Below are 12,589 nucleotides of genomic sequence, written 5' to 3'. Positions count from 1 at the left end.
TGGTCCATATTGGTCTTACTTAACCGATTAATACTCGCGAGATTGCAGCGTTTTCAGCTCTTGCTGCGCTTCATCAAGTTTATGCTGGCGTTTGCTGATTTTGTCAGCATCGCCTTTCTGTTCGGCTTCGCGCAGATCGTTCTGCCGTTCGGCTATCTCTGCTTGCTGTTTGGCGATTTTTTGCTGGTGTTCAGCTTTGAGCTTACTGTCGCTGCAGTTTGCTCTGAATTCACTAAGCGCCCGATTCAAACCATCAATACGGTTCTGATTATGATGTTTTTCTGCGTAGCTAATCTCCCGCTGGATGTCCTGCTCTTTTTCCTGACAAGGGGAGATGGCAAAGGCGCTGGTGCTAAGTGAAGTCAGTACCAGGATCAAAGCGATGCGGTGTTTCATGGATGCTACCTTCCATTGTGTGAGGGCATATCTAACGACTATACCCGATCCAGTTGATTAACGTGGGTCTGGTCACCCCCGCGAACTTAAGCATAGTAAGTAAAACGGAGAATCACCAAACCGGGTGAAAATATTCGGAATTTTCGTTGCTTATCCGAATCTATGCGGGGTATCGCGCAAGCGTGAAATCCAGGCCGTCGGCGAATTATCATCGTCCAGCAAGGCAATAATATAGCCATGCGGCAGAGCGCGGCCCAGCACTTCTTTGGCCGCTATGCCCTGGGCGTTGGAGTCAAACTTGATTAACAGGCCATCATTTTGCGGCGTAATGCTTTTAAAACGGATGCCGTTGGCGTCGAGATGATGCCAGACGGAAAAACCATCCGGCATGCTGATTCCCTGACTGACCGGGCGGATTGCCAGCGTGGATTCCTGCTGTTGCACGGTCAGCCAGAGCCAGAACAGACCGCACAGGAGTAACGAGCCGCCCAGCACCCAGCTTATGTGACGCAGTGAAGGACGTTTAATCACCATCATCAGCTCCGGCTTCTGTGTTTTTTCTTCCACAGGACAACCAGCGATCCAATCAAACCAAACACCAGCAGCGCGACGGGCAGCAGCATCAGGCAGGACATCAGCTGATCTTCATACTTCAGGAATACCGGCGTTTTCCCCAGCAGATATCCCAGCGAGGTGAGAATCAAAACCCATAACAGGCCGCTCATCCAGTTAAAGAACTGGAAGCGTGCGCTGCTCAGGCCTGATAGCCCGGCAATGGTTGGCAGTAGCGTGCGGACGAAGGCGATAAAACGGCCTATCAGCAGCGCAGAAAGCCCGTGTTTATGGAAAAGGTGATGCGCGCGCTGGTGGTAGTGTGAGGGTAGGTGCGAAAGCCAGTTTTGTACGATTCGCGTATTGCCCAACCAGCGACCCTGAATGTAGCTTAGCCAGCAGCCGAGACTTGCCGCAGCGGTGAGGAGCAACAGCGTTTCAGGAAAGCCCATCGCGCCCTTAGCAATCAACACGCCGACCAGCACGAGCAGGCTGTCGCCCGGTAAAAAGGCGGCAGGTAGCAAACCGTTCTCAAGGAACAAAATCATAAATAAGACGAAATACAGCATGCCAATCATGGACGGATTAGCGAGAGTTTCGTAATCCTGAGCCCACAAGGCATTCAATAATTGGGTTAATAGTTCCATTCACGATTCCTGGTACATCGGTTAACGGCACGTCTGAACGCGGTGTATGCATGGCGACATGGCTTCTTATTGGATTATGGTCGCTGCTGCGCTCTGAACGGATCCCTGTTTAAAAGTGAAGTAAGCAAAAGCTAACTCTCAGAACGACAAAATGCATCTAATTGTAACAAACCAGCTGACTTTACGTCATAGAAATTGCTGTTTGTTGCATATTGATTTTGCTGATTGCGAAGGAGGGAGGCGAGAGTATTTACACAGGCTGACACTATATATGTTTTGCTTACCCTGTGGGGTTTGCGGGCAGCGGCGCAATGGCTGCCCGAGAAGAAGATAATGGCCTATTTTACGCCGTTGGCGACGGTATCGAGATGAACGACCGGATTATCAGCAAACAGATAGCGGTCCGCATTGAATTCGAAGTCATCGCTGGTTTCGTTAAACAGCATGAGCTTGGTGTTTTCCAGATGCTGCCACATGGCCAGTTTTGCCGCGTGTGGATCCTTGCGGATAAGCGCTTTGAGGATTTGGTCATGATCGTCGCACCAGTTATCGACGGTGCGCAGGTCGATGTGGTCGTGCAGCTTTTTCCAGTACGGGTTATGCACACGCTGGGTCCACATCTTTTCAACGATAGCGGCTAAGGCGGTGTTTTGCGTCGCCAGAGCCACCTGAACGTGAAACTGAAGATCCCACTCGGAGTCGCGGAAGCATTTTTCTTTACGCGCTTTCTCCTGTATTTCCATCAGTTTCATGATGTCTTGCTTGGTCACCTGAGTGGCAGCGAACTCGGCGATATTACTTTCAATGAGCTGACGGGCTTGCAGCAGCTCAAACGGACCGTAGCTGGCGAACTCCAGCGACTCATCAGGAATTTGCTGATGCTTCGGTTGGTTGGAGATAACGTGGATGCCGGAACCTTTGCGTACTTCAACGTAGCCTTCCACTTCCAGCATAATAATGGCTTCGCGAACCACGGTGCGGCTAACGCTTTTTTCATCAGCAATAAACCGCTCTGCGGGCAGTTTATCGCCCACAAGGTAGACACCTTGTTCAATACGCGTCTTCAACTCGGCGGCAAGCTGCTGATACAAACGACGCGGTTCAGTGATTTCCATATTCGCTCCCGGGAGATGGCGACAATATTGGATTTGTTATACCACTTTTACGCGCTTCTCACCACCAGAAGAGACGAAAAAGCCGCCTTTATACCGGCGGCTTTCATGTCCTAATTAACCAGGCAGACTCTAGCTTTGCGTTGCCGGTTTACTGGTGTTTAACGGCGTGGGATCGTCATCGGCTGATTTATTTTTCAGTACCGTCCAGATAACTATCGCGCCCAGCACATCGAATACCGCCAGTACGGCGAACAGCGGGCTAAAGCCAATGGTATCCGCCAGCGCGCCGACAACCAGGGCAAACAGAGTGCTTGCCAGCCATGCGGCCATCCCGGTCATCCCGTTCGCCGTTGCCACTTCGTTACGACCAAATACGTCGGAAGAGAGCGTGATCAGCGCACCGGACAGCGCCTGGTGAGCAAAGCCACCAACGCACAGCAGCGCGATAGCCACGAATGGGCTGGTGAACAGACCGATCATCCCTGGGCCAATCATCAGCAGCGCACCCATGGTGACCACCATTTTACGCGAAACGATCAGGTTAACGCCAAACCAGCGCTGGAACAGCGGCGGCAGGTAACCCCCAATGATGCACCCGAGGTCGGCAAACAGCATCGGCATCCACGCAAACATGGCGATCTCTTTCAGGTTAAAGCCGTAAACTTTAAACATGAACAGCGGGATCCACGCGTTGAAGGTCCCCCATGCAGGTTCTGCAAGGAAGCGCGGCAGGGCGATACCCCAGAACTGACGGTTGCGCAGAATCTGCCACGGGGACATTTTCTTGCCGTTATTGGTCTGATGCTGAGACTCCTGGCCACCAATAATATATTCGCGTTCTTCTTCGGTTAATTTTTTCTGATCGCGCGGGTGTTTGTAGAAAACCAGCCAGGCCATTGCCCAGGCAAAGCTCAGGACGCCGGAGATAATAAACGCCATCTGCCAGCTGTGCATTACGATAGCCCATACCACCAGCGGCGGCGCGATCATTGCACCGATAGAAGAGCCAACGTTGAAGTAGCCGACAGCGATTGAACGCTCTTTTGCCGGGAACCATTCAGAGCTGGCCTTCAGACCTGCGGGGATCATCGCGGCTTCAGCGGCACCTACTGCGCCACGCGCCAGCGCCAGGCCGCCCCAGCTTCCCGCCAGCGCCGTGGAGCCGCAGAAGACTGCCCAGGCGACAGCAAAGAAGGCATAGCCGATTTTGGTACCCAAAACGTCCAGCACGTAGCCGGCAACCGGCTGCATGACGGTATAAGCAGCGGAATAGGCCGCGATGATATAGGAATACTGTTGGGTGGAGATGTGTAACTCTTCCATCAGAGTTGGCGCAGCTGCCGCCACAGTGTTACGCGTCAGGTACCCGAGCACGGTGCCTAACGTCACCAGCGCGATCATGTACCAACGTAACCCTTTAATTTTACGCATGTAAACCTCATCGTTTGTTATATATCCGCAGCGGGTGCGGCTATCTTCCAGCCCTGTAACTGCGGCGAAGAAGGTGAAACGGAGGGTTCAGGAGAGGAAGCCTCGTATGGCCCGAACCTTGCCATTAACTGTTGTGTCTAATTCGGTGTCCATACCGGTAAATCCGACGTGATATTCGTCGGTAATGCATTCCGTCGGTTTATATGTTTCGACGGCAGCAAGATAACTTGTCATACAACTTCAAAAGGTGAGTGACATCACAAAAGTGGGAAAGTTTGTGTGGGCATTTATTTCTGTGAGAGAGGCCAGAGCTGGCGCGCCCTGGCGGGCTGTTTACTCCTTTGATGGTAATTTATTTATTGACGTTTATTGATCTAACTCACGAAAAATACTTCGGCCTGTAGAAATTGGTGTGATAACTTTATCAGCATTATAGTCAATCATCTGATGGGCTCCCCAGGGGCTGAAGAGGACACGAAAATGACACCGTTTATGACCGAAGATTTTCTGCTTGATACCGAGTTTTCCCGCCGCCTGTACCATGATTACGCTAAAGATCAGCCGATTTTCGACTATCACTGCCATTTACCGCCGCAGCAGATCGCGGAAAATTACCGCTTTAAAAATCTGTATGACATCTGGCTGAAAGGCGATCACTACAAATGGCGTGCGATGCGTACCAACGGCGTTGCCGAGCGCCTGTGTACTGGGGATGCTTCCGATCGCGAGAAATTTGACGCCTGGGCGGCCACCGTACCGCATACCATTGGCAACCCGTTATACCACTGGACCCATCTTGAACTACGTCGTCCTTTTGGTATTACAGGTAAGGTTCTTTCCCCAGCTACTGCGGGTGAAATCTGGGATCAATGCAACGACCTGCTGGCTCAGGATAGCTTCTCCGCTCGCGGCATCATGCAGCAGATGAACGTGAAAATGGTTGGCACCACCGACGACCCAATCGATTCGCTGGAACATCATGCCTCTGTCGCTAAAGACAGTACCTTCTCCGTGAAAGTGCTGCCGAGCTGGCGCCCGGATAAAGCGTTCAACATCGAACAGGCGACCTTCAACGATTACATGGCGAAGCTGGGCGAAGTGTCCGATACCGACATTCGTCGCTTTGCCGACCTGCAGTCCGCGCTGACGAAACGCCTGGATCACTTCGCCGCCCACGGTTGTAAGGTTTCTGACCACGCGCTGGATGTGGTGCTGTTCGCCGAAGCTAACGAAAGCGAACTGGATAGCATCCTGGCGCGTCGTCTGGCAGGTGAAGCCCTCAGCGAGCATGAAGTGGCGCAGTTCAAAACTGCCGTGTTGGTGTTCCTCGGCGCGGAATACGCCCGTCGCGGCTGGGTGCAGCAGTACCACATTGGCGCACTGCGTAACAACAACCAGCGTCAGTTCAAACTGTTAGGGCCAGATGTTGGTTTCGACTCCATCAATGACCGTCCGATGGCGGAAGAGTTGTCCAAACTGCTCAGCAAACAGAACGAAGAAAACCTGCTGCCGAAAACCATCCTCTACTGCCTGAACCCGCGTGACAACGAAGTGCTGGGCACCATGACAGGCAACTTCCAGGGGGAAGGCATGCCGGGCAAGATGCAGTTCGGTTCCGGCTGGTGGTTCAACGATCAGAAAGACGGCATGGAACGTCAGATGACCCAGCTGGCACAGCTTGGCCTGCTGAGCCGCTTTGTCGGTATGCTGACCGATAGCCGCAGCTTCCTCTCCTACACCCGTCACGAATACTTCCGTCGCATCCTGTGCCAGATGATTGGCCGTTGGGTTGAGGCTGGCGAAGCGCCGGCGGATATTCAGCTGCTGGGTGAGATGGTGAAAAACATTTGCTTTAACAATGCGCGTGACTACTTCGCCATTGAACTGAACTAAGACCAGAGGTCGGTTGATATGCAATACATTAAAATCCATTCGCAAGATAACGTCGCGGTAGCGTTGGCGGATATGGCGGCAGGCACGGTGGTCACCATTGACGGCGATACGGTCACGTTGGCTCAGGATGTTGCGCGCGGGCATAAGTTTACGCTGCGTAGCATTGCGAAGGGAGACAACGTCGTTAAGTACGGTCTGCCGATAGGACATGCGCTGGCGGATATTGCGCCGGGGGAACATATCCACTCCCACAATACGCGCACTAACTTAAGCGATCTCGACGCGTATAGCTATCAACCGGAACTTATCGAGCCCGTCGCGCAGCCTGCGGATCGCGATATCCAGATTTATCGTCGCGCCAACGGCGATGTTGGCGTGCGTAACGAGCTGTGGATCCTGCCGACCGTTGGCTGCGTCAACGCCATGGCCCGTCAGATGCAGAATCGTTTTCTCAAAGAGACAAATGATGCTGAAGGTATCGACGGCGTTCATCTCTTCAGCCACACCTACGGCTGTTCGCAACTCGGCGACGATCACATTAACACCCGTACCATGCTGCAAAATATGGTGCGTCACCCAAATGCGGGCGCGGTGCTGGTAGTTGGTCTGGGTTGCGAAAACAACCAGGTGGATGCGTTCCGCGAAACCTTAGGTGAGTTCGATCCTGAACGTGTTCACTTTATGATTTGCCAACACCAGGATGACGAAGTGGAAGCGGGGATCGAGCATCTCCATCAGCTTTACGACGTGATGCGTAACGACAAGCGTGAGCCGGGTAAACTGAGCGAGCTGAAGTTTGGTCTCGAATGCGGCGGTTCCGATGGTCTGTCCGGCATCACCGCGAACCCAATGCTGGGCCGTTTCTCGGATTACCTGATTGCCAACGGCGGCACCACCGTGCTGACCGAAGTACCGGAAATGTTCGGTGCCGAACAACTGCTGATGAGCCACTGTCGCGACGAAGAGACCTTCGGCAAGCTGGTGACGATGGTTAACGACTTTAAACAGTACTTTATCGCCCATGATCAGCCGATTTACGAGAACCCATCGCCGGGCAACAAAGCGGGCGGCATCACTACGCTGGAAGATAAATCTTTGGGCTGTACGCAGAAAGCGGGCTCCAGCCAGGTGGTTGACGTGCTGCGCTACGGTGAACGCCTGAAAGTTCACGGCCTTAATCTGCTGAGCGCGCCGGGCAACGATGCGGTAGCGACCAGCGCGCTGGCCGGGGCGGGCTGCCATATGGTGCTGTTCAGTACCGGTCGCGGCACGCCATACGGCGGTTTCGTTCCGACGGTGAAAATTGCCACTAACAGTGAACTGGCGGCGAAGAAAAAACACTGGATCGACTTCGATGCCGGTCAGCTGATTCACGGTAAAGCAATGCCGCAGCTGCTGGATGAGTTCGTGGATACTATTGTGGACTTTGCTAACGGTAAGCAGACCTGCAACGAACGTAATGATTTCCGCGAACTGGCGATATTCAAAAGCGGCGTCACTCTCTAATGACTCGTTATCTTTCACGCCGTGATTGCGGCGTGAAACCTTATTGAGTAATAAAGGGAGGCGTTTCAAAAGCGGTGTTTCAGAGTATGATGCGCCGTTTTGTTTTATAAGGACTTCCCATGACCGCGTATTGGCTTGCCCAGGGCGTTGGTGTCATCGCCTTTCTGATCGGTATTACGACCTTTTTCAACCGCGATGAGCGCCGCTTTAAGCTGCAGCTTGCCGTCTATAGCGCCACCATTGGCGTACATTTCTTTTTGATGGGCGCGTATCCGGCGGGCATGAGCGCCGAGCTCAATACCGTCCGAACCCTTATCTCTATGCGCACCCGTAAGCTGTGGGTGATGACCGTGTTTATTGTGCTCACTCTGGTATTGGGGCTCGCAAAGCTGCAACACGCGATGGAGCTGCTGCCGATTGTTGGCACGCTCGCTAGCACCTGGGCGCTCTTTCGCTGTACCGGCTTAACCGTTCGCTGCGTGATGTGGTGTGCGACCGCTTGCTGGGTTATCCATAACTTCTGGCTGGGCTCGATTGGCGGCACGATGATTGAAGGCAGTTTTCTGGTCATGAACGGTCTGAACATCGTTCGCTTCCGGCGGATGCAAAAACGCGGTATTGACCCGTTTAGAGTGGAAAAGGTAGTGCAGGAAGAGAGCCCCTCCGCGCGTTAGCGGAGGGGGGAAAGATTAATTGCGCAGGGCGTTTTTCGCCATACGTGCGTCTTCCGCCTGACAAACTGCGGCGGTAAACATCACGTCGGTAGAGGAGTTGATTGCGGTTTCACAAGAATCCTGAAGAACGCCAATAATAAACCCAACGGCAACGACCTGCATTGCTATTTCATTTGGAATACCGAACATATTGCAAGCGAGCGGAATTAGCAGGAGAGAGCCACCAGCAACTCCTGAGGCACCACAGGCGCATAGTGATGCGACGATGCTCAGTAGCAGAGCTGTTGGTAGATCCACTGGAATTCCTAACGTATGTACTGCAGCCAGGGTTAATACGGTAATGGTTATTGCTGCACCTGCCATATTGATGGTCGCACCCAGCGGTATAGAAACGGAATAGGTATCGCGATCCAGATTCAGCTTCTCACACAGTGCCATATTCACTGGAATATTAGCGGCGGAGCTGCGTGTAAAGAATGCATAGACGCCGCTCTCCCGCAGGCAGAGTAGAACCAGCGGATAGGGGTTACGACGGATTTGTAAAAACACCAGCAACGGGTTGATCACCAGTGCGACAACAGCCATACAACTAATTAGTACCAACAGCAGTTGCGCATAACCCCACAGCGCGGAGAAACCAGTAGTAGCCAGTGTTGAGGCCACTAGCCCGAAAATACCCACAGGCGCAAAGCGAATGACCAACACCACGATAAAAGTCACGGCATTAGAGAGGTCATTTACCAGATTTTTAGTGGTCTGATTGCTGTGGCGTAGTGCAAAGCCGAGACCGACTGCCCAGACTAAAATCCCGATGTAGTTAGCATTGATCAACGCGTGAAAGGGGTTAGCAACAATACTCATCAACAGTCCGTGAACCACCTGAACAATACCCGTGGGTGGAGTGATGTCTGTCGCGCCGGTTGCCAGTAGTAACGTTGAGGGAAAGATAAAACTGACGACTACAGCGGTTAGCGCGGCAGAAAATGTTCCGAGCAGATAGAGAACCAAAATGGGACGAATATTGGTTTTTTGTCCCTGCTGGTGGTTGGCGATGGAAGCCATGACTAACGTCAGTACTAGTACAGGTGCGACAGCCTTCAATGCGCCGACGAATAATGTACCGAGCAGCCCGGTTGCTTCTGCTGCTGGTTTAGAAACCAGAGCCAGCAAAATTCCCAGTATCAGTCCGATTAAAATTTGTTTGACCAGACTACCCTGAGTCAGTCGCCGTAGCAGGGTCGATCGGGTTGATTGAGTTGCCATGATTCATTCCTTCCTGTGATGTTGCTGTCCGTCCCGGCTACGCATTATTTGTAACGTTTATATCCGGATGTAAATAAATGTTTGCCTGGTTGAGTATACGGAAAGAACGCTATTGGGGAAGGGTAAAATTCTGTCTCTGGCTCTGAGAATTCATTTTTTAACTATATATTAACGATTTTGTGACATGAGTAAGAATAATACGCGGCGAAAGTTGCAGACCGGGTGAAAGAGGTCTTCACCCGGTTTTTGATGGCTTATTGCAGCTGTTTTTTCTTGTCGCGCTGCTTATTGACCCAGGCATTGATGAGCAGCGTCAATACCAGAATGCCACCTACCACGCCAAGCGAGATACCGATTGGAATGTGGAAGAAATCGACAATCAGCATCTTGATACCGATAAACACCAGGATCACCGACAGGCCATATTTCAGCATCGAGAAGCGTTCTGCGACGCCCGCCAGCAGGAAGTACATCGCACGCAGGCCGAGAATCGCGAACAGGTTTGAGGTCAGCACGATAAACGGATCGGTGGTGACGGCGAAGATGGCCGGAATACTGTCAACGGCAAAGATAACGTCGCTCAGCTCGACCAGAATCAGCACCAGCAGCAGCGGCGTAGCGTATAGCACGCCGTTTTTGCGGAGAAAGAAATGTTCGCCGTCAATCTTATCGGTCATGCGCAGATGACTGCGTATCCAGCGCACCAGCGGCTTATCGCCGATACCGGAATCATCCTCTTTCGCCAGCGCCATTTTCACACCAGTAAACAGCAGGAATGCGCCGAAAACGTAGAGCAGCCACTCGAACTGGGAGATCAGCCAGCTACCGGCAAAGATCATGATCGTACGCAGCACGATCGCGCCAAGTACGCCATAGACCAGCACCCGACGCTGAAGCGCAGGCGGAACGGCGAAGTAGCTAAACAGCATCAGCCAGACGAAAACGTTATCCACGGCCAGCGCTTTTTCGATCAGATAACCGGTGAGGAACGCCAGCGCTTGCGGGTCGGCCACGGCGCGACCTTCGGTCTGCACCAGATACCACCAGAAAGCGGCGTTAAACAGAAGTGAGAGGGTAACCCAGAGGATTGACCAGCCAGCGGCTTGCTTCATGGTCATGCTATGTGCACCACGCCGTCCTTGCAGCAATAGGTCGATAGCCAACATGATGACCACGACCACTGCGAATCCGCCCCATAACAACGGTGTGCCGACAGTATTCATTACGATATTCCTTACATAAAAACAAAACGGCTGACGTCGGAAGACGGCAGCCGCTGCGCTTTTATGCATAGACCTCGCCTTCCGGCAAGGTCTCACTTACAACAAGAATTGAATCTTGTTGCCCGGCGACCGGATGCGGTTTTTCACGCATCGTAATGACGATCGGCCGGCAAGGAAGTTACTCCCCTTTGCGCGTAACAAAGTATTACAAGTTATAAATGGCGTCAATGGAGTCCGACGGACCATTTACACTCCTTTACGCCACGGGTTGGGAATCCGCCGGGAAGACCACGCCGGTCTGGCGACGAATCTCGCTCAGCAGCTTCGCTGTGATGCGGCTCACTTCCAGACCCGGATGAGCAACCTCGTTGGCTTCCACCAGGCGAGCAAACTCTTCCGCTTCATACAGCATAGTATTGATGTGCTGTGGCTGCGTCAGATCCTGGGGCTTGCCGCCGCGCGGTATAAAACAGACTTTCTGGCATTCCGAAATTTTCTCGATAACCAGCGCGCCTGCTTCACCCTGAATTTCGCTCGGGATTGCGGAATCGCTCACTTTGGAGTGATGCAGAGTGACATCAAAATCACCGTAGCTTAAAACTACCGTGCCCTGGCCATCAACGCCGCTGTCCAGCAGGCTGGCGCTGGCGTGCACCGCGCGCGGCTCGCCCCACAGCGCGACCGCTGAGGCCAGACAGTAAAAGCCGATATCCATAATCGAGCCGTTAGAGAAGGCCGGGTTAAAGGTATTGGGGTTCTCGCCGTCGAGATAACGCTGATAGCGAGAAGAGTACTGGCAGTAGTTAATAAAGGCTTTGCGCAGCTTGCCGATCTTGTCGAACGACTGCTTCAGCAGCAGGAAGTTTGGCAGGCTGGCGGTTTTGAACGCTTCGAACAGCACCACGTTATTTTCCCGCGCGACCTTAATAGCGGCTTCCACTTCTTGCAGATTCGAGGCCAGCGGTTTTTCGCAAATCACATGCTTTTTATGGCTCAGAAACAGGCGGGTTTGCGGAAAATGCAGCGAGTTAGGGCTGGCGATATAAACCGCGTCCACATCAGCGCATTGCGCCAGTTCTTCCAGTGAAGTGAAGAGGTGTTCGACGGGATAATCGCTGGCGAAGGCCTGGGCTTGTTCAAGGCTACGGGAGTAGATGGCGGTAAGCTTATATTTGCCGGTTTCATGGGCGGCATCGACAAACTGCTTGGTTATCCAGTTTGTGCCAACAACTGCGAAACGTATCATAAACGTTGACGAACTCCGTAAAAAGGGACCTTTCGTCACTCTAACACGCCATCATGACAAAACCAGTGCGCTATGGCGCAGAACGCTCTAACGAAAGCTGCGTCAGCCACAGGCGAGTATCAAACTCCAGCTGATGGTACTGCGGCTCCATATGACAGCACAGCTGATAGAACGCTTTGTTGTGGTCTTTTTCCTTCAGGTGCGCCAGTTCGTGTACCACGATCATCCTTAGAAAATCCTCTGGCGCATCGCGAAAAACGGTGGCGACGCGAATTTCGGCCTTCGCCTTCAGCTTGCCGCCCTGTACGCGTGAGATAGCGGTATGCAGGCCGAGCGCGTTGTTCAGTACGTGGATTTTGTTGTCGTACATCACCTTATTAATAGGGGCCGCGCCGCGCAGATAGCGAGACTTCAGATCCTGGGTGTATTGGTACAGCGCTTTATCGTTGTTGATATCATGGCCCTGCGGATAGCGCTTTTTCAGCACCTCACCGAGGCGATTCTGTTCGATTAAGGTGGTGACCTGCGCCAGCAGGGATTCAGGGTAACCCTGGAGATAGGTTAATGTGCTCATGGGGCCTGTTTGCGTAATTAAGCGACAACTGGCGCGAATTCTAGCACCCCGCGCGGGCAGGATGCCAGA

12 protein-coding genes are annotated in these 12,589 nt (G+C 52.8%); 3 read left to right on the top strand and 9 right to left on the bottom strand.

Annotated features, from left to right (window positions below; all coding sequences use genetic code 11):
* Positions 1-27: 27 nt before the first annotated feature.
* From HV127_RS03470 to HV127_RS03450, 5 genes are all read right to left on the bottom strand, one after another.
* Positions 28-396, bottom strand: a complete 369-nt coding sequence (locus HV127_RS03470; RefSeq protein WP_182235024.1) for a DUF1090 domain-containing protein — start codon at positions 394-396, stop codon at positions 28-30.
* Positions 397-546: 150 nt separating this feature from the next.
* The gene (gene mzrA, locus HV127_RS03465) at positions 547-924 is read right to left on the bottom strand and encodes an EnvZ/OmpR regulon moderator MzrA (protein WP_181421753.1); all 378 of its coding nucleotides are present in this window, start codon (positions 922-924) and stop codon (positions 547-549) included.
* A gap of 8 nt (positions 925-932) precedes the next feature.
* Complete coding sequence (gene yqjA / locus HV127_RS03460; protein ID WP_110272940.1) at positions 933-1,595, bottom strand: DedA family general envelope maintenance protein YqjA; 663 nt, start codon at positions 1,593-1,595, stop codon at positions 933-935.
* 338 nt (positions 1,596-1,933) lie between these two features.
* Positions 1,934-2,710, bottom strand: coding sequence for a transcriptional regulator ExuR (exuR, locus tag HV127_RS03455; RefSeq protein ID WP_182235023.1), 777 nt, complete (start codon positions 2,708-2,710; stop codon positions 1,934-1,936).
* Between the two features lie 129 nt (positions 2,711-2,839).
* Entirely contained in the window at positions 2,840-4,141 is a 1,302-nt protein-coding gene (locus HV127_RS03450; RefSeq protein ID WP_112213627.1) for an MFS transporter, read from the bottom strand.
* Positions 4,142-4,621: 480 nt separating this feature from the next.
* On the opposite strand from HV127_RS03450, the gene uxaC reads away from it, so the two are divergent.
* The 3 genes from uxaC (at position 4,622) to HV127_RS03435 (ending at position 8,214) form a co-directional block, all read left to right on the top strand.
* Entirely contained in the window at positions 4,622-6,034 is a 1,413-nt protein-coding gene (gene uxaC, locus HV127_RS03445) for a glucuronate isomerase (RefSeq protein ID WP_182235022.1), read from the top strand.
* A gap of 18 nt (positions 6,035-6,052) precedes the next feature.
* Positions 6,053-7,540, top strand: coding sequence for an altronate dehydratase family protein (locus tag HV127_RS03440; protein WP_182235021.1), 1,488 nt, complete (start codon positions 6,053-6,055; stop codon positions 7,538-7,540).
* Positions 7,541-7,659: 119 nt separating this feature from the next.
* Positions 7,660-8,214, top strand: coding sequence for a YgjV family protein (locus HV127_RS03435; RefSeq protein WP_182235020.1), 555 nt, complete (start codon positions 7,660-7,662; stop codon positions 8,212-8,214).
* A gap of 15 nt (positions 8,215-8,229) precedes the next feature.
* Here HV127_RS03435 and sstT read toward each other — a convergent pair whose 3' ends face one another.
* From sstT to HV127_RS03415, 4 genes are all read right to left on the bottom strand, one after another.
* Positions 8,230-9,477 carry a serine/threonine transporter SstT gene (gene sstT / locus HV127_RS03430; RefSeq protein WP_139540608.1) on the bottom strand — a complete coding sequence of 416 codons (1,248 nt, stop codon included), beginning with the start codon at positions 9,475-9,477 and terminating at the stop codon, positions 8,230-8,232.
* A gap of 254 nt (positions 9,478-9,731) precedes the next feature.
* Complete coding sequence (locus tag HV127_RS03425; protein WP_142982311.1) at positions 9,732-10,700, bottom strand: TerC family protein; 969 nt, start codon at positions 10,698-10,700, stop codon at positions 9,732-9,734.
* A gap of 256 nt (positions 10,701-10,956) precedes the next feature.
* On the bottom strand, positions 10,957-11,946 hold the full coding sequence (locus HV127_RS03420) for a Gfo/Idh/MocA family oxidoreductase (protein WP_181484775.1): 990 nt from the start codon (positions 11,944-11,946) through the stop codon (positions 10,957-10,959).
* 70 nt (positions 11,947-12,016) lie between these two features.
* The gene (locus HV127_RS03415; RefSeq protein ID WP_181484776.1) at positions 12,017-12,520 is read right to left on the bottom strand and encodes a M48 family metallopeptidase; all 504 of its coding nucleotides are present in this window, start codon (positions 12,518-12,520) and stop codon (positions 12,017-12,019) included.
* Positions 12,521-12,589 lie beyond the last annotated feature (69 nt).

It is taken from the genome of Klebsiella sp. RHBSTW-00215 (genome assembly GCF_014103785.1).
Lineage (GTDB): Bacteria > Pseudomonadota > Gammaproteobacteria > Enterobacterales > Enterobacteriaceae > Klebsiella.
The sequence above is the reverse complement of the archived record's forward strand: the minus strand, read 5'-3'. Positions and strand labels throughout refer to the sequence as shown.

What these genes read in the sequence shown, in the direction of transcription:
- HV127_RS03470 (WP_182235024.1), bottom strand. Translation starts at nt 396, where the DNA reads ATGAAACACCGCATCGCTTTGATCCTGGTACTGACTTCACTTAGCACC.
- yqjA (WP_110272940.1), bottom strand. Translation starts at nt 1,595, where the DNA reads ATGGAACTATTAACCCAATTATTGAATGCCTTGTGGGCTCAGGATTAC.
- exuR (WP_182235023.1), bottom strand. Translation starts at nt 2,710, where the DNA reads ATGGAAATCACTGAACCGCGTCGTTTGTATCAGCAGCTTGCCGCCGAG.
- HV127_RS03450 (WP_112213627.1), bottom strand. Translation starts at nt 4,141, where the DNA reads ATGCGTAAAATTAAAGGGTTACGTTGGTACATGATCGCGCTGGTGACG.
- uxaC (WP_182235022.1), top strand. Translation starts at nt 4,622, where the DNA reads ATGACACCGTTTATGACCGAAGATTTTCTGCTTGATACCGAGTTTTCC.
- HV127_RS03440 (WP_182235021.1), top strand. Translation starts at nt 6,053, where the DNA reads ATGCAATACATTAAAATCCATTCGCAAGATAACGTCGCGGTAGCGTTG.
- HV127_RS03435 (WP_182235020.1), top strand. Translation starts at nt 7,660, where the DNA reads ATGACCGCGTATTGGCTTGCCCAGGGCGTTGGTGTCATCGCCTTTCTG.
- sstT (WP_139540608.1), bottom strand. Translation starts at nt 9,477, where the DNA reads ATGGCAACTCAATCAACCCGATCGACCCTGCTACGGCGACTGACTCAG.
- HV127_RS03425 (WP_142982311.1), bottom strand. Translation starts at nt 10,700, where the DNA reads ATGAATACTGTCGGCACACCGTTGTTATGGGGCGGATTCGCAGTGGTC.
- HV127_RS03420 (WP_181484775.1), bottom strand. Translation starts at nt 11,946, where the DNA reads ATGATACGTTTCGCAGTTGTTGGCACAAACTGGATAACCAAGCAGTTT.
- HV127_RS03415 (WP_181484776.1), bottom strand. Translation starts at nt 12,520, where the DNA reads ATGAGCACATTAACCTATCTCCAGGGTTACCCTGAATCCCTGCTGGCG.